This window comes from Streptomyces sp. CB02058 (assembly GCF_001905505.1).
Classification (GTDB): domain Bacteria; phylum Actinomycetota; class Actinomycetes; order Streptomycetales; family Streptomycetaceae; genus Streptomyces.
In genome coordinates this window covers 1,481,547-1,497,821 of sequence record NZ_LIPG01000001.1, presented here as the reverse complement: position 1 = coordinate 1,497,821, position 16,275 = coordinate 1,481,547, and the positions used below count along the sequence as shown (strand labels likewise).

The following is a 16,275-nucleotide window of genomic DNA, read 5'->3' as shown; positions in this document are numbered from 1 at the left end:
TAGCATGGCGGCGTGGAGAATCCGGACGAGAACACCTACGCACCCGGCGTCGAGATAGAGACGCTCGCCGCATTCGATCAGGCGGTGGCGGCCGGGACCCTGGCCGGCCACCGCGTCCAGTCCGTCGATCTGACGGACCGGACCGAGGCCCTGCTCACGACCGACACCCGGGGCGCGGTCTTCCTCGGCTGCCGCATGGAGCCCCGCGCCGAGGCGAAGATACGGGCGGACGGCGCCTTCGTCTTCCCACCGGTGCCGGGCCTGCCCTTCGACCCGTACCGCGGACTGCTCTACAACCCCGAGGCCCTGTACGAAGGGCTCGGACAGGGCGGCTACTCGGCTACGCCGGACGCCCGCGCCTACGCCTGGTTCCAGCTGACCAGGTCGAACGGCGACGTCTTCGCCTCGATGCTGCGGGCGCTCCACGACGACGCGGTCTCCGACGCGCTGGACGAACACCTCGCCGGGGCGCGGGTGGTGGGCGTGATGGGCGGCCACGCGATGGCCCGGGGCACCGAGGAGTACACCGGTGCCGCGACGCTCGGCAGGGAGCTGGCCCGCAGCGGTCTCACGGTCGCCACGGGCGGTGGCCCGGGCGCGATGGAGGCGGCCAACCTGGGCGCGTACTCCGCTCCGTACACCGACGCGATGCTGCTCAAGGCCTGCGAACTCCTCGCCGCCGCACCCTCGTTCAGCCCTTCGGTCACGGACTGGGCGACGGCGGCCTTCGATGTGAGGGAGCGCTGGCCGGAAGGTGGCACCTCGGTCGCGATCCCCACCTGGTTCTACGGACACGAGCCGCCGAACGCCTTCGCGGACCACATAGCCAAGTACTTCGCGAACGCCCTGCGCGAGGACGGGCTGCTGGCCCGCTCGACGGCGGGTGTGATCTTCCTGCCCGGCGCGGCCGGGACCGTGCAGGAGATCTTCGACAACGCGACGCCGAACTACTACGAGTCGCGTTCCGCGCCCACACCGATGGTGCTGGTGAACCGCGCGCACTGGACGGAGAAGCTGCCCGCGTGGCCGCTGCTGAGCGCGCTCGCGGCGGACCGTGCGATGGAGTCCCGAATCGCGCTCGTCGACACCGTGGAGGAGGCTGCCGGGGCGCTGGCCCGGCTGAGCGGCTGAGCGGGCCGCCGCCCCCGGGGGTTCAGCGGGCGGCGAGCCGGGTGTCGAGGGCGTCGAAGAAGGCCTCCCAGCCGTCCTCGGCCGCCGCGTACTGCTCGGGTGTGAGGTTGCCGCCGCGCTGCCGGAAGACCATCTCGGTGGACGTGCGGCTCTTCTCGGTGAGGGTGACCGTGACGGTCTCCCCCTCGGTGCCCTCGGGCGCGCCGGCGTCCTTCAGCGTGAAGACGAGCCGCTCGGGCGGGGAGACCTCCTGGTAGACGCCGTGGAAGGGCATCTCCGTGCCGGGCACCACGATGACGAGGCTCCAGGCGCCGCCCGGTGCGACGTCCATCGACACCCGGTCCAGCGGCACGTCGGCGTCGCCCCCGTACCAGGCGGCGAAGTCCTCGGGGACCGTCCAGGCCGCGAACACACGGTCCCGGGGCGCCGCGACCTCGCGGGTGATGTCGATGCCCTCGCGCACTGAGCCGGCCATGACGCTGTTCCCTTCGACGCCCCACTTCAGAGGACCAGGCTCCGGGGAAGGCCGCCACCGGGCGGGTCAGGCCGGGGGAAGCGGGTCAGGCCGGGGGAAGCACGACCGTCTCCGCCGGGTCGAAGGCCACGCCCACCTCGGCACCCTCGTCCGGGGTGTCCCGCAGGCCGCACTCGGCCTCCAGCGGCGGGCCGTCCGCGGGGTGCAGGACGACGGTGACGTGGTGGCCGCGGAAGGTCCGGGCGCCCACCGTGCAGCGCAGGCCGTCCTTCGGGCTCCCGATCCGGACTCCGCCCGGCCGCACGAGCAGCTCGCGCTCGCCCTGGGGCGATCCTTCGGGCACCGGGACCTTGCCCCAGGCCGTGTCGGCGGCGGTGCCGGTGACCGTCGCGGCCACCAGGTTGTCGAAGCCCAGGAAGCGGGCGACGAAGGCCGAGGCGGGGCGCTGCCAGACCTCCAGCGGGGTGCCCGCCTGGGCGATGCGGCCGTCCCGCATGACCACGACGCGGTCGGCCAGTGCGAAGGCCTCGCCCTGGTCGTGGGTGACGGCGAGCACGGTGGTGCCGAGGCGGCCGAAGAGGGTGCGCAGTTCGACGACGAGCCGCTCCCGCAGGCTCCGGTCCAGCTGGCCCAGCGGTTCGTCGAGCATCAGGAGCTTGGGGCGGGGCGCCAGCGCGCGGGCGAGGGCCACGCGCTGCTGCTCGCCGCCGGACAGGGCGGCGACGGCCCGGTGCCCGGCCCCGGGCAGGCCGACCAGGTCCAGGAGTTCGGCGGCCCTGCGGTCACGTTCGGCGCGGGGCACGCCGTGCATCCGCAGGCCGAAGGCGACGTTCGCGGCGACGTCCCGGTGCGGGAAGAGCTGGTGGTCCTGGAACATCAGGCCGAGCCCGCGCCGGTGCACGGGCAGCGGGGCCTGGTCGACGCCGTCCAGCAGCACCCGCCCGCCGTCCAGGGACTGCAGCCCGGCCACCGCCCGCAGCAGCGTCGACTTGCCGCTGCCGCTGGGGCCCAGCACACAGACGGTCTCGTGGTCCGCGACCTGGAGGTCCACGGCGTCCAGCGCGGCCCGCTCCCCGAACCGGACCGTGGCCGACTCCACTGCCAGCATCTCTAGAACTCCCCTGATCGGTCGGTGCGGATACGTTCGAGAAGGAGCAGCGAGACCGCGCAGACGAGCATCAGAATCGTGCTGAGGGCCATCGCCTGGCCGTAGTTGAGCTCTCCGGAGCGCCCCAGCAGCCGCGCCACGGCGACCGGCAGGGTGGGGTTGTCGGGGCGGGCGATGAACACGGTCGCGCCGAACTCCCCGAGCGACACGGCGAAGGCGAAGCCCGCGGCGACCAGTACCGCCCTGCGCACCAGCGGCAGGTCCACCTCGCGCCAGGCCCGCAGCGGCGACGCACCGAGGACGGCGGCGGCCTCGCGCAGCCGGTCGTCGACCGCGCGCAGGACGGGCAGCATGGTGCGTACGACGAAGGGGACGCCGACCAGGGCCTGGGCGAGCGGGACGAGGATCCAGGACGTGCGCAGATCCAACGGCGGCTCGTCGAGCGTGATCAGGAAGCCGAAGCCGACCGTGACGGCTGACACCCCGAGCGGCAGCATCAGCAGCGCGTCGAAGCCCCGTACGAGCCTGCCCGCGTGGGGGAGGGTCAGGGCGGCTGCCGCCAGGCCGCCGATCAGCAGGGCGATGAGGGTCGCGACGGCGGCGTAGCGCAGGGAGTTGCCGATGGCGTCGAGCGGCGGCACCAGGAACGTGGAGCCGTTGGCGTCGGCGGACTGCAGCGCGCGGTAGAAGCCGAGGCCGTAGCCGCCGGAGGTGTCGAAGGACCGTTCCACCAGCACGCCGAGCGGCAGCAGGATCAGCAGCAGCACGGTCAGCAGTACGCCACCGAGCAGCGCCCGTTGTCCGGCGCCCCGGGGCGGCCGGGAGGTCTGCGCCGGGTCGACGAGCTTCAGCGCCGTCTCCCTGCGCCGCACGGTCCAGGCGTGCACGGCGAGGATGCCGCCGACCGCGGTGAACTGCACGAGGGTCAGCACGGCGGCCGTCGGCAGGTCGAGCAGCTGCGCGGTCTGGCGGTAGATCTCCACCTCCAGCGTGGAGTACGCCGGACCGCCGAGGATCTGGACGACTCCGAAGGAGGTGAACGTGAAGAGGAAGACCATCAGCGCGGCGGCGGCCACCGCCGGACCGAGCGCGGGCAGCGTCACCCGCCGCCAGGCGGCGAGGCGTCCGGCCCCGAGCACCCGGGCGGCCTCCTCCTGACGGGGGTCGAGCTGGGCCCACAGGCCGCCCACGGTCCGTACGACCACGGCGTAGTTGAAGAACACATGGGCGAGCAGGATCGCCCACACGGTGGTGTCGAGCCGGACGCCCCAGAGCTCGTCGAGGAACCCTCCGCGTCCCAGCAGCGCCAGGAACGCGGTGCCCACCACGACGGTCGGCAGCACGAACGGCACGGTCACGACGGCGCGCAGGACCTGCTTGCCCGGGAAGTCGAAGCGGGCGAACACATAGGCGCCGGGCAGCGCGATCACCAGGGTGAGGACGGTGGAGGCGAGGGCCTGCCAGGTGGTGAACCAGAGGACGTCGAGGATGTCCGGCCGGCTCAGCACCGTGCCTATCCGGCCGAACTGCCAGACGCCGTCCGTCCTCAGCCCCCGGCCGACGATCGCGGCGACGGGGTAGGCGAAGAACAGCGCGAAGAACGCGACGGGCAGGGCCATCAGGCCGAGCCGCACCGCGTTCCCCCGGCGCCGGGGCCGCGCGGCTACTTCACGACGAGCGAGGACCACGACTGGACCCACTGCTCACGGTTCTTGGCGATCTTCTCCGGTGCCACGGTCGTCGGCTCGTCGACGGTCGCACCGAACTCGGTGAAGAGCTCGGGCAGCTTCGCGTCCTTCGCCACCGGGTTCACGAACATGTTCAGCGGCATGTCCTCCTGGAACTGCTTGCTGATCAGGAAGTCCAGCAGCGCCTTGCCGCCCTTCTCGTTCTTCGCGCCGTCCAGCAGACCGGCGAACTCGATCTGGCGGAAGCAGGTGCCGGTGGCGACGCCGGTCGGGGCCTCGGTGGGCTGCGGGTCGGCGTAGAGCACCTCGACGGGCGGGCTCGACGCGTACGAGACGACGAGGGGCCGGTCCGCCTTGGCCTTCCTGCCGCCCGCGGAGCCGGAGAACTCCTCGTTGTACGCCTGCTCCCAGCCGTCGACGACCTTGACGCCGTTGCTCTTCAGCTTCTTCCAGTAGTCCTGGTAGCCGGTCTCGCCGTAGGTGGCGACGGTGCCGAGGAGGAAGCCGAGGCCGGGCGAGGAGGTCGCGGCGTTCTCGGTGACGAGGAGGTTCTTGTACGCCGGCTTCAGCAGGTCGTCGAAGGACTTCGGCGGGTCGAGCTTCTTGTCGGCGAAGTACTTCTTGTCGTAGTTGACGCAGATGTCGCCCGTGTCGACGGGCGTCACCCGGTGCTCGTCCGCGTCAAGCTGCGTGGCGGCGGCCACGCGGTCCAGGCCCTTGGCCTCGTAGGGCGTGAACAGGCCGTTGTCCAGGGCGCGGGAGAGCAGCGTGTTGTCGACGCCGAAGAACACGTCGCCCCGCGGGGAGCCCTTGGTCAGGATCTCCTGGTTGAGCGCGGCTCCGGCGTCACCGCTCTTGAGCACCTTGACCGTGTAGCCGGTCTCCTTGGTGAACGCCTTGAGCACGGCGTCCGACGCGTTGAACGAGTCGTGGCTGACCAGGGTGACGGTCCTGGAGTCCCCGTCCCCCGATCCACCGGACACCTTGCCGTCGGAACCGCCGCAGCCCGCGAGCACGGAGACGCCGAGCGCGGCGGCGAGCGCCGTCGCCGCGTACCTCGTGGTGGTGTTCATATGATTCCTCCTGGAAGTGACCAGGAAGAGACGCGGCCCCACCCGCTCGGTGAGCGGGCAGGGCGCAACAGCTTGAGTAAGGTCCGAACTTCCTACCCGGAATGACCCGGGCGAGGTTCAGAGGGTCTGCGGCCGACCTGTCCTCGGTGCCGCACTCTCAGCGCTGTGGCGCTCCCCTGTCGGAATATGAAGTTGATTTCGGGGCCAGGCTACACCGGCCCGAACACGCCGGACCGGCCGGATGCCGCTGGTCCGCGCGGGCTCCACCGCGGTCGGACGCCACCGGTCCGCCGCGGTCTCCACGGCGTCGGACGCCACCGGTCCGCCCCGGTCTCCACCGCGGTGGGACGCCGCCGGTTCCTCCCCGCCCTCCGGCCGGACGGCGCCCGGCCGCCTTCTCCCGCTCAGCGCTCGGAGGCCGCCAGCTGACCGCAGGCGCCGTCGATCTCCTGGCCACGGGTGTCCCGGACGGTGACCGGCACGCCGTGGGCGGCGATCGCCTCGACGAACGCCTTCTCGTCCTCGGGCCGCGAAGCGGTCCACTTCGAGCCGGGGGTCGGGTTCAGCGGGATGAGGTTGACGTGCACCCGCTTGCCCTTGAGCAGCCGGCCCAGCCGGTCGCCCCGCCACGCCTGGTCGTTGATGTCGCGGATCAGCGCGTACTCGATGGAGATGCGGCGGCCGGACTTCTCGGCGTACTCCCACGCCGCGTCCAGGACCTCCCGGACCTTCCAGCGGGTGTTCACGGGGACGAGGGTGTCGCGCAGCTCGTCGTCCGGGGCGTGCAGCGAGACCGCGAGGCGGCACTTGAAGCCCTCGTCGGCGAAGCGCAGCATGGCGGGCACCAGGCCCACGGTGGAGACCGTGATCCCGCGCTGCGAGAGCCCCAGCCCGTCGGGCTCCGGGTCCGTCAGCCGCCGGATCGCCCCGACGACGCGCTTGTAGTTGGCCAGCGGCTCGCCCATGCCCATGAAGACGATGTTGGAGAGCCTGGCGGGCCCGCCGGGAACCTCGCCGTCGCGCAGCGCCCGCATGCCGTCCACGATCTGGTGCACGATCTCCGCGGTCGACAGGTTGCGGTCGAGACCCGCCTGCCCGGTCGCGCAGAACGGGCAGTTCATCCCGCAGCCCGCCTGTGACGAGATGCACATGGTCACCCGGTCCGGATACCGCATGAGGACGGACTCGACGAGCGTCCCGTCGTGCAGCTTCCAGAGCGTCTTGCGGGTGGTGTCGTCGTCACAGCTGATGTGGCGCATGACCGACATGAGGTCGGGGAACATCGCCTCGGCGAGCTTCTCGCGCGACGCGGCCGGGATGTTGGTCCACTCGGCCGGGTCGTGGGCGTACCGCGTGAAGTAGTGCTGCGACAGCTGCTTGGCGCGGAAGGGCTTCTCGCCGGTCGCGGCGACTGCTTCCTTGCGCTCGTCGGGCGTGAGGTCGGCGAGGTGCCGCGGCGGCCGCTTGGCTCCACGGGGCGCGACGAAAGTGAGTTCTCCGGGCTTAGGCATGGTTCTTCCAGTGTTACAGACACGCCGCGGTGCTGAGGACCGCTGCCGAGCCGGAGGGCGGTGACCCGTCGCACGGGGCGGTCAGCGGGGCTCCTCCGCCGGCTCGGCCACCCGCGTCGGCTTCTGGATGACCGGTCCGCCGACTGCGTCGAGGACGGCCTGTCCCTGCCGGTCGACGAGTCTCGTGAAGATCTGCTGCGAATAGCCGAAGATGATCGCCCACCCGATGATCTGCGCCGACGAGTCGAGGGCCGAAAGACCGGGGACGAACGCACCCCGCATCAGAAGCAGTCCGAGTACGGCGGTCAGCGCGCCGGTCGGCAGCTTGAGGAGCGCGAGCGCCACGGGAACGTTGTACGGAGTCGCGGTTCCCCTGATCCGCCGGAGCGTCGCGGCGGCGGCGACGGAGGTTCTTCCACGGGTCCGAAGGTAGCCACGGGGCGTCACGAGCCGGCCGACGGCACGCCCGGAATTGGCCTGCATGGCCCCGGTCGGTGATCCGGTGACGACACCGTGGGGGCGGCGACCGGCCCGGGAAGAGCCATGAGGGCGGCGAACCTCAGGCTGCGGTCCGATCACCGTACGTTCCGGTGAACGAGGTGAGGGCCCGCCGCTCCGGAAGCGGCGGGCCCTCACCCGGGAAGTGCGCGGACGGTCCCGCTCAGCCGGAGCCGACGAACAGCACCAGCAGCAGCCAGACGACCGGCGCGCTCGGCAGGAGCGAGTCGAGCCGGTCCATGATGCCGCCGTGGCCGGGCAGGAGCGTGCCCATGTCCTTGATGCCCAGGTCCCGCTTGATCATGGACTCGCCGAGGTCGCCCAGCGTGGCGCTGGCTGCGACAGCGAGGCCCATCAGCAGTCCCTGCCACCAGGTCCCGCCGTCGATCAGGAACTCCATGCACAGGGCACCGGCCACCATCGCGAAGCCGACCGCGCCGAACAGGCCCTCGCGGGTCTTTCCGGGGCTGATGCGCGGTGCCAGCTTGTGCGTGCCGAAGCGCCAGCCGACGGCGTACGCGCCGGTGTCGCTGACCACGGTCAGCAGCAGGAACGTCAGCACCCGCCAGGCGCCGTCGTCCGCGGTGAGCATCATGGTGACGAACGTCGCCAGGAACGGCACGTAGAACACGGCGAAGACGCCGGCCGTGACGTCCTTGAGGTAGCCCTCGGGAGGCTCCGTCATCCGCCACACGAGCACGGCGAGGGCCGTGAGCGCCATGGCGACCCAGGCGCCCTCCGCCTCCCGTACGTAACCGGCGACCACCATCGCGGCACCGCCGACGGCGAGCGGCACGAGCGGGGCGTTGATGCCCTTGCGCTCCTTGAGGCGGGAGGTGAGCTCCCAGAGCCCGACGACCACCGCCAGGACCACCACACCGACGAAGACCGCCTTCACGACGAAGAGCGAGCCGGCGACGAGGACGCCGAGACCGAGACCCACCCCTATGGCGGCACGCAGGTCACGCCCCGCACGCTTCTTGGGCGGCGGCGGGGTCGGCAGCGGGGTGGACATGGGCTCCTGCGGCTTCTCGTCACGGAACAGGGGGCCGCTGACGCTCACGGCGTCCTGGTTCCGGTCGTCGCGGTCGTCAGCGTCTCTACCTGCGTCGGGAACGTCCGGCACGATGGGCATGGGCCGAGTCTGCTGGGCGCCGCGCACATCGTATGCAGGACCCGCCGGAGCGGCCCCCATCTCGGGCGCGCCCCAGTAACCGGCTCCCTGCGGGGCGCCCCAGGTGGAGTCGTTCATCAGACTTCGAGCAGCTCGGCTTCCTTGTGCTTGAGCAGCTCGTCCACCTGCGCGACGTACTTCGCGGTGGTGTCGTCGAGCTCCTTCTCCGCGCGGCGGACCTCGTCCTCGCCGGACTCCTTGTCCTTGACGAGCTTGTCGAGCGACTCCTTGGCCTTGCGGCGGATGGAGCGGATCGAGATCTTGGAGTCCTCGGCCTTGGTCTTGGCGACCTTGATGTACTCCTTGCGGCGGTCCTGGGTGAGCTCGGGGAACGTCACACGGATGATGTTGCCGTCGTTGCTCGGGTTGACGCCGAGGTCGGAGTCACGGATCGCCTGCTCGATGTTGCGCAGCGCGGTCTTGTCGAACGGCGTCACCACGGCCATCCGCGGCTCGGGCACCGAGAACGAGGCCAGCTGGTTGATCGGGGTCAGCGCGCCGTAGTAGTCGGCGACGATCTTGTTGAACATCGCCGGGTGCGCACGGCCGGTACGGATCGCGGCGAAGTCTTCTTTCGCGACCACGACGGCCTTCTCCATCTTCTCCTCGGCCTCGAGGAGGATTTCTTCGATCACCACGTGCTCCTGCGTGTCTTGAGCGGACCCGGCATCGTCGGATCCTGCGTCGCGTCCTCACCTGCACGGTGTCCGACCGGCAGGCCGTTGTCCATCTTCTGGGCCGTCAGGCCCGGGTGCTCTCGTCGCTCACCAGCGTGCCGATCTTCTCACCCTTGACCGCGCGGGCGATATTGCCCTCCGTGGTCAGCTCGAAGACGAGGATCGGGAGCTGGTTGTCGCGGCAGAGGGTGATGGCGGTGGCGTCGGCGACCTTGAGGTCTCGGGCGATCACCTCGCCGTACTCCAGGGCGTCGAACTTCACCGCGTCGGGGTTGGTCTTGGGGTCGGAGTCGTAGACCCCGTCCACCCCGTTCTTCCCCATCAGCAGCGCCTGTGCGTCGATCTCAAGGGCGCGCTGGGCGGCGGTCGTGTCGGTGGAGAAGTACGGCATGCCCATGCCGGCACCGAAGATCACGACACGCCCCTTCTCCATGTGCCGTACGGCGCGGAGCGGGATGTACGGCTCCGCGACCTGGCCCATGGTGATGGCGGTCTGGACGCGTGAGTCGATGCCTTCCTTCTCCAGGAAGTCCTGCAGCGCCAGGCAGTTCATGACCGTACCGAGCATGCCCATGTAGTCGGACCGCGCCCGGTCCATGCCGCGCTGCTGGAGCTCGGCGCCACGGAAGAAGTTGCCGCCGCCGATCACGACCGCGATCTCGGCGCCGTCGCGCACGACCGCGGCGATCTCGCGGGCGATGGCGTGCACGACGTCGGGGTCGACACCGAGGCCTCCGCCACCGGCGAAAGCCTCGCCGGACAGCTTCAGCATGAAGCGTCCGGAAATCTTGCCGTCGTCGCGCTTGTGGTCACCGTGTGTGGCGTCCGCGCCCTTGTTCATGGAGATTCTCCTCGTGCACATACGAAGAAGGCCATTGCCGGTGGGTCTGTCGTCCCTCAGCGGCAATGGCCTCCTCGTCAGATCTGCGGTCGTCCGGCTGGGTGCGGCCGACGACTGCACCAGACCCTATCGGGGTCCACCGTTGTTCGCGGACGGACTCAGATGCCGACCTTGATACGCGTGAAGCGCTTCAGGGTGACACCGGCCTCGTCCAGGACCTTCTGAACGGACTTCTTGTTGTCGAGCGCGTACGGCTGACCGAGGAGGGTGGCCTCCTTGAAGAAGCCGTTGACGCGACCCTCGACGATCTTCGGGAGCGCGGCCTCGGGCTTGCCCTCGGCGCGCGTGGTCTCCTCGGCGACGCGACGCTCGGCCTCGACGACCTCGGCCGGGACGTCCTCGCGGGACAGGTACTTCGGCGCGAAGGCGGCGATGTGCTGCGCGAGGCCCTTGGCCAGGTCGGCGTCGGCCTTGTCCAGCTCGACCATGACACCGATCTGCGGGGGCAGGTCCGGCATGGTGCGGTGCATGTACACGGAGACGTAAGCGCCCTGGAACTGCGCGAAGCGGTCCAGGACGATCTTCTCGCCGAGGTTGGCGTTGGCCTCGTCCACGTACGCCTGGACGGTCTTGCCGGGCTCGATCTCGGACGCGAGGAGCGCCTCGATGTCGGCCGGGGAGGTCGCGGCGACGTGCGCGGCGAGCGTGTTGGCGACGGCCTGGAACTTGTCACCCTTGGCGACGAAGTCCGTCTCGCACTTCAGCTCGACCAGGACGCCGGAGGTCTTGTCCTCGGCGACGAGGGAGACGACGGCACCGTTCTCGGCAGAACGGCCCTCGCGCTTGGCGACGCCCTTCTGGCCCTTGATACGGAGCGCCTCGACAGCGCCGTCGACGTTGCCGTCGGCCTCGTCGAGGGCCTTCTTGCAGTCCATCATGCCGGCGCCGGTGAGCTCGCGGAGCTTCTTGACGTCAGCGGCGGTGTAGTTCGCCATGAGTCTGTTTCTCTCTCGAAGTCTGAAAGATCTACGGGTGAACGGCGGGGGCGGTGCCAGTGCACCGGCCCCCGCCGTCATTCAGCCGTGACTGACGGGTGTCAGGCCTGCTCGTCCGTGGCCGGGGCCTCGGCGGCGGGGGTCTCGGCCTGCTCGGCAGCGGCGGCGGCCGGCTCGGCGTCGGCGGCCTTCTCGGTCTCGGCGGAGGACTGAACCTCGGCGTCGTCCTTCTTCTCGCCCGCGAGCAGGTCGCGCTCCCACTCGGCAAGGGGCTCGCCGGCGGCCTTCTCGCCCGGCTTCGAGTCACCGGTGGCGGCACCGGAGCGGGCGATGAGGCCCTCGGCGACGGCGTCGGCGATCACGCGGGTGAGCAGGGTGACGGAGCGGATCGCGTCGTCGTTGCCCGGGATCTTGTAGTCGACCTCGTCGGGGTCGCAGTTGGTGTCGAGGATCGCGACGACCGGGATGTGGAGCTTGCGCGCCTCACCGACGGCGATGTGCTCCTTCTTGGTGTCGACGATCCAGACGGCGCTCGGCACCTTCTGCATCTCGCGGATACCACCGAGGGTCTTCTCCAGCTTGGCCTTCTCGCGGGAGAGGACCAGGAGCTCCTTCTTGGTGAGGCCGGAGGCGGCCACGTCCTCGAAGTCGATGAGCTCGAGCTCCTTCAGACGCTGAAGGCGCTTGTAGACGGTGGAGAAGTTGGTGAGCATGCCACCGAGCCAACGCTGGTTGACGTACGGCATGCCGACGCGCGTCGCCTGCTCGGCGATGGCCTCCTGGGCCTGCTTCTTCGTACCCACGAACATGATGGAGCCGCCGTGGGCGACGGTCTCCTTGACGAACTCGTAGGCGCGGTCGATGTACGACAGCGACTGGAGCAGGTCGATGATGTAGATGCCGTTGCGCTCGGTGAAGATGAAGCGCTTCATCTTCGGGTTCCAGCGACGGGTCTGGTGACCGAAGTGGACGCCGCTTTCCAGCAGCTCCCGCATCGTGACGACGGCCATGGCCGTACTCCTTGAGGTGCTCGGTTGTCGCGACCGCAGGATTGCTGTCGCGCCTGACGCCCCGACGCGCCGTGCCACGAGGGACCGAGAGGCGCGGCCACCGTCCGCAGAGAGGAGAGGTGGAGGGGCGTGCGAAGTCGACCCGGTGACCCGGATCGCCAGAAGAAGTGTACGGGACCCGCCGGGTGCCGGGTGACGGCGATGTCCACAAGCGGCCGGCTGTCCACAGATCCGGGCCATGATCCCCGCGGGACGGGCGGCCGGGGCATCGTGCGGTCATGCCCCTCACCCATGGAAAGTCCCTGGCCGGGCCCTTGTTCCGGGCTCTGCCACGACAGCCGGCCCGGCCCCTGGCCCTGCCCTCGCCCCGACCGCTGCTCCGGCGCCCGGCCCGGCCCTCGCGTCGCCCCCTGCCACGGCCGCCGGCCGCGCGCCATGCCGGGGCGCGGCCTCTGCCCCGGCCCTGCGGCGCGCTGCCCGCAGGGCGCCGCAGGGCCGGACTGCCCGCAGCGCCTTCCGGTACGCCCCGGGCCGGGGATCCGGCTGCCGTAACGCTCATGGCGCTGGTCACGGCCGTGCTGCTCGCGGTGCTGCTCGGCGGGTCCGCCGCCTGGGCCGCTCCCCCGGACGTTCCTCCGCCGACGGGAGGTGACCGGGTCTGGCCGCTCGCCGGCCGGCCCGTGGTCGTACGCGGTTGGGAGCCGCCCGCCGGTCCCTACGGGCCCGGTCACCGGGGGGTCGATCTCGCCGCCCCGCCGGGCACCCCGGTCCTGGCGGCCGCTGGCGGCCGGGTCGCCTTCGCGGGGCCGGTGGCGGGGCGCGGGGTGGTCTCCGTCGATGTGGCCCGGAGCGGGGAGCCACCGCTCCGGTTCACGTACGAGCCGGTGCGGGCGCGGGTCGCCCTGGGCGACGAGGTGAGCGCGGGGCAGGTGGTGGGCGCGGTCGGACCGGAGCCCTCCCACTGCGCATCCGGCTGTCTGCACTGGGGGCTGCGGCGCGGCGACGTCTATCTGGACCCGCTGTCGCTGCTTCCCCCGTCACTGCTGCGGCGGGGCCCCTCCCGGCTGCTGCCGGTGCTCGGCGTGCCGCTGCCGGAGGAGGGGCGCCGGTCCGCTCAGCCCCTGACGCCGCGCAGGACCATGGCCACGGCGGTGTCGGCCACGATGCCGGGCTCCTCGGCCGCTCCCAGCTCGATCCTGCGCACGGCGGCGTCCACGGAGCCCTGCAGGAGCATGGCCGCAAGCCTGGGCTCGCTGTGGCCCAGGTCGGCGAGCGCCTCGACGATCATGGCGATCAGGCCGCCGTGCGCGGCACGGATCTTCTCCCGCGCGCCCGCGTCCAGCTCGCTCGCGGAGATGGCCACGACCGCGCGATGCCGCCGGTCCCCGACCAGGTCGAGCTGCCGTCGTACGTAGGCCTCGATCTTGGCCTCGGGGGTGGAGGCGCGCTCCATGGCGTTCTCGACCTCGGCGGCCCAGACGGGGAAGTCGACGGCGCAGAGCTCCTCGACCACGGCGGCGCGGGAGCGGAAGTACTCGTAGACGGAGGACCTGGCGAGGCCGGTGCGCTCGGCGAGGGCGGGGAAGGTCAGCGCTTCCGTACCGCCCTCGGACAGCAGGGAGCGCGCGGCGTCCAGGAGGGCGCCGCGCTGCATGGTCCGGTGCTCGGCCACGGAGGCCGCTCGAATCCTGGGCACCCCACCACTCTACGGCGGCACGGGATCGAAGGAAGGTGCGCGTCCGGGACCGGATGGCCGAAGCCGCCCCGGCTCAGCGTCCGGCGTCGGCCAGTTTGGCGCGCAGCTGGAGCACCGACTTGGTGTGGATCTGGCTGACCCGGCTCTCGGTGACGCCGAGGACGTTGCCGATCTCGGCGAGGGTGAGGCCCTCGTAGTAGTAGAGGGTGACCACCGTCTTCTCCCGTTCGGGGAGCGTGTTGATGGCGCGGGCCAGCAACCGTCTGAGCTCGCGGTCCTCGGCGACCTCGACCGGGTTGTCTGCGGCGGTGTCCTCCAGCGTGTCCATCAGGCTCAGCCGGTCGCCGCCCTCACCGCCCACATGCAGCAGCTCCTCCAGCGCCACCACGTTGGCGAGCGACAACTGGCTGAAAACGGAGTGCAGTTCCTCCAGGGCGATGCCCATCTCCGCCGCGACCTCGGCCTCCGAGGGCGTACGCCGCAGCTGGGCCTCCAGCGTGGCGTAGGCGCGCTCGACGTTGCGCGCCTTCTGCCGCACGGACCTGGGAATCCAGTCCAGGGCCCGGAGTTCGTCGATCATCGCGCCGCGGATCCTGGTGATCGCGTAGGTCTCGAACTTGATGGCGCGTTCGATGTCGAACTTCTCGATGGCGTCGATCAGCCCGAAGACTCCGGAGGACACGAAGTCCGCCTGCTCCACATTGGACGGCAGCCCCACGCTGACCCGGCCGGCGACGTACTTCACGAGGGGCGAGTAGTGGAGGATCAGCTGCTCCCGCAGCCGCTCGTCGCCGGTGGTCTTGTACGAACGCCACAACTCGTCGAGCGAGGAGGGGGCGGGAGGGCGCACAGTGCCACGCGCAGCCGGTGGTGCTGCCGCGCGGTCAGACCCGGAGGTGTGCTGGGGCATGTGGTGCCTTGAGCCGTTCTGCTGTGAGCTTCTGGGACGTGTCTCTGGGGCGGATTCCTTGTGAGCGTAGCGTGACTGCGGCGTTGCGGTGCGCGCTGGACGAGGGAACCGTGCAATGCGATCGCGCCGGTCCTCTCCCGCAGGCGGAGACGGTCCGACGGCGGATCCGTCTCCACGCACAGCGGGTCCTGAGGCCTGAGGAGGTAATTCCGAGGTCATCGGCATTACCTTTTCACCCGAATGCTCCGGGTCAAGTAACGCCTCGCCGCGCGTCGCCATTGCAAGTCGGTCCACTCGTCAACTTCCATCCGTCGCCTTCGCGTTCGACGAACCCCAGTGAGTACAGCTCGTACAGACGTCCGAGCGCCTCGTCCGTCGAGGTCCCCGCACTCCGGGCCACGTCACGGCCGTCCTTCACGCCCTTCCGGGGCAGCGCGTCGAGGACCCGTGCGGAGACGGCGTCGAGGTGGTCCCTGGGCAGGACGGGGCCACGTCCGACCGGGGCGAGGTCGCCGATCTCGCCGATCAGCTCCGAGATCTCGGCAGCGTCGGTCACCAGGACGCCCTCACCCCGCAGGAGTTCATGGACTCCCGCCGAAAGACCGCTGGTGGCCGGGCCGGGCACCCCCATCGTGAAGCGGCCCAGCCGCTGCGCGTTCCTCGCGGTGACCAGCGAGCCGCTGCGGTACTCCGCCTCCACCACCACGGTGCCCCGGGTGAGTGCCGCGATCACCCTGTTGCGGAGGACGAACCTGCTGCGTGTGGGGTGCTCCGAGGGCGGCAGTTCCCCCATGACCAGGCCCTGTTCCGCGATGCGCCCGATCAGCTCGGCGTGGCCCCGGGGGTAGGCCACGTCCACCCCGCAGGCCAGCACCGCCATCGTCGCCCCGCCCGCGGACAGCGCCCCCCGGTGTGCGGCGCCGTCCACACCGAACGCCGCGCCCGAGACCACCACCCAGCCCCGCTCGGCCAGCCCCGCGCCGAGCGCCGCGGCCATGTGCGCCCCGTACGGCGTGCAGGCCCGCGCGCCCACGACGGCGACCGAGCGCAGGGCCCAGAGGCGCAGATCGCGTCCGCCGCGCACCCAGAGACCGACCGGGCGTGCGTCACCCAGGTCGTCGAGCTGGGTCGGCCACTCCCGGTCCCCGGGGCAGACGAAACGCCCCCCGACCGCGGCCATGTCCGCCAGATCCTTGTGGGGGTCCACGCCCGCGGCCCGCAGGCGATAGCCGCCGAGCCGCGCCTCGGTCATCCCCCGGAGCGTCCTGGCCGTCGCTTCGGTGCCGGTCAGACGCCGGAACACTTCAGCCGCCCCGAACTCGCGGAGCCAGCGCCCTCCCCGCTCGTCGCCCGGTTCGAACACCCGGGTGAGCGCCGCCCGCGCCAGCCTGTCCTGGTCGCCGCAGCCCGGAAGGCCGTCGGCACCGGCAGCCGACGCGCGGCCGTCAACACCGGCAGCCGGGAAACCGCTCGCACCGGTGGCCTCGG

15 protein-coding genes and 1 pseudogene are annotated in these 16,275 nt (G+C 71.1%); 2 read left to right on the top strand and 14 right to left on the bottom strand.

Translation table 11 applies throughout. The features are described 5' to 3' along the window. Nucleotides 1-12 precede the first annotated feature (12 nt). The gene (locus AMK10_RS06910; protein WP_073745775.1) at nt 13-1,131 is read left to right on the top strand and encodes an LOG family protein; all 1,119 of its coding nucleotides are present in this window, start codon (nt 13-15) and stop codon (nt 1,129-1,131) included. Nucleotides 1,132-1,153: 22 nt separating this feature from the next. Here AMK10_RS06910 and AMK10_RS06905 read toward each other — a convergent pair whose 3' ends face one another. The 11 genes from AMK10_RS06905 to rpsB form a co-directional block, all read right to left on the bottom strand. Further along, nucleotides 1,154-1,606 carry an SRPBCC family protein gene (locus AMK10_RS06905; protein ID WP_073745773.1) on the bottom strand — a complete coding sequence of 151 codons (453 nt, stop codon included), beginning with the start codon at nt 1,604-1,606 and terminating at the stop codon, nt 1,154-1,156. Between the two features lie 85 nt (nt 1,607-1,691). Then, nucleotides 1,692-2,714: an ABC transporter ATP-binding protein gene (locus AMK10_RS06900; RefSeq protein WP_073745771.1), complete on the bottom strand. Its 1,023-nt coding sequence runs from the start codon at nt 2,712-2,714 to the stop codon at nt 1,692-1,694. A 2-nt stretch (nt 2,715-2,716) separates the two neighbouring features. Next, nucleotides 2,717-4,333: an ABC transporter permease gene (locus AMK10_RS06895; RefSeq protein WP_073746097.1), complete on the bottom strand. Its 1,617-nt coding sequence runs from the start codon at nt 4,331-4,333 to the stop codon at nt 2,717-2,719. A gap of 44 nt (nt 4,334-4,377) precedes the next feature. Next, entirely contained in the window at nt 4,378-5,475 is a 1,098-nt protein-coding gene (locus AMK10_RS06890) for a thiamine ABC transporter substrate-binding protein (protein ID WP_073745769.1), read from the bottom strand. Nucleotides 5,476-5,879: 404 nt separating this feature from the next. Continuing rightward, nucleotides 5,880-6,986, bottom strand: a complete 1,107-nt coding sequence (gene rlmN, locus AMK10_RS06885; protein WP_073745767.1) for a 23S rRNA (adenine(2503)-C(2))-methyltransferase RlmN — start codon at nt 6,984-6,986, stop codon at nt 5,880-5,882. Nucleotides 6,987-7,067: 81 nt separating this feature from the next. Then, nucleotides 7,068-7,331, bottom strand: a complete 264-nt coding sequence (locus AMK10_RS06880; RefSeq protein ID WP_198959633.1) for a hypothetical protein — start codon at nt 7,329-7,331, stop codon at nt 7,068-7,070. A 316-nt stretch (nt 7,332-7,647) separates the two neighbouring features. Beyond that, the gene (locus tag AMK10_RS06875) at nt 7,648-8,736 is read right to left on the bottom strand and encodes a phosphatidate cytidylyltransferase (RefSeq protein WP_073745765.1); all 1,089 of its coding nucleotides are present in this window, start codon (nt 8,734-8,736) and stop codon (nt 7,648-7,650) included. Further along, nucleotides 8,736-9,293, bottom strand: a complete 558-nt coding sequence (gene frr / locus AMK10_RS06870) for a ribosome recycling factor (RefSeq protein ID WP_031100531.1) — start codon at nt 9,291-9,293, stop codon at nt 8,736-8,738. Before frr ends, AMK10_RS06875 begins: the two co-directional genes overlap by 1 nt. A gap of 106 nt (nt 9,294-9,399) precedes the next feature. Beyond that, nucleotides 9,400-10,176 carry a UMP kinase gene (gene pyrH, locus AMK10_RS06865; protein WP_073745763.1) on the bottom strand — a complete coding sequence of 259 codons (777 nt, stop codon included), beginning with the start codon at nt 10,174-10,176 and terminating at the stop codon, nt 9,400-9,402. A gap of 158 nt (nt 10,177-10,334) precedes the next feature. Next, entirely contained in the window at nt 10,335-11,171 is an 837-nt protein-coding gene (gene tsf, locus AMK10_RS06860) for a translation elongation factor Ts (RefSeq protein ID WP_073745761.1), read from the bottom strand. 101 nt (nt 11,172-11,272) lie between these two features. After that, nucleotides 11,273-12,181: a 30S ribosomal protein S2 gene (gene rpsB / locus AMK10_RS06855; RefSeq protein WP_073745759.1), complete on the bottom strand. Its 909-nt coding sequence runs from the start codon at nt 12,179-12,181 to the stop codon at nt 11,273-11,275. 557 nt (nt 12,182-12,738) lie between these two features. On the opposite strand from rpsB, the pseudogene AMK10_RS06850 reads away from it, so the two are divergent. Then, nucleotides 12,739-13,275: pseudogene (locus AMK10_RS06850) on the top strand (murein hydrolase activator EnvC family protein); the annotation flags it as partial. A 20-nt stretch (nt 13,276-13,295) separates the two neighbouring features. Here the strand turns inward: AMK10_RS06850 and AMK10_RS06845 are convergent. The 3 genes from AMK10_RS06845 to dprA all read right to left on the bottom strand — a co-directional run bounded on the left by AMK10_RS06845 (nt 13,296) and on the right by dprA (nt 16,174). Then, nucleotides 13,296-13,853, bottom strand: coding sequence for a TetR/AcrR family transcriptional regulator (locus AMK10_RS06845; RefSeq protein WP_073745757.1), 558 nt, complete (start codon nt 13,851-13,853; stop codon nt 13,296-13,298). A gap of 97 nt (nt 13,854-13,950) precedes the next feature. Next, a complete protein-coding gene (gene whiG / locus AMK10_RS06840) occupies nt 13,951-14,787 on the bottom strand; it encodes an RNA polymerase sigma factor WhiG (RefSeq protein ID WP_073745755.1) in 837 nt (278 codons plus the stop codon). Nucleotides 14,788-15,037: 250 nt separating this feature from the next. Continuing rightward, nucleotides 15,038-16,174, bottom strand: coding sequence for a DNA-processing protein DprA (dprA, locus tag AMK10_RS06835; protein ID WP_073746095.1), 1,137 nt, complete (start codon nt 16,172-16,174; stop codon nt 15,038-15,040). Between the last annotated feature and the right edge of the window lie 101 nt (nt 16,175-16,275).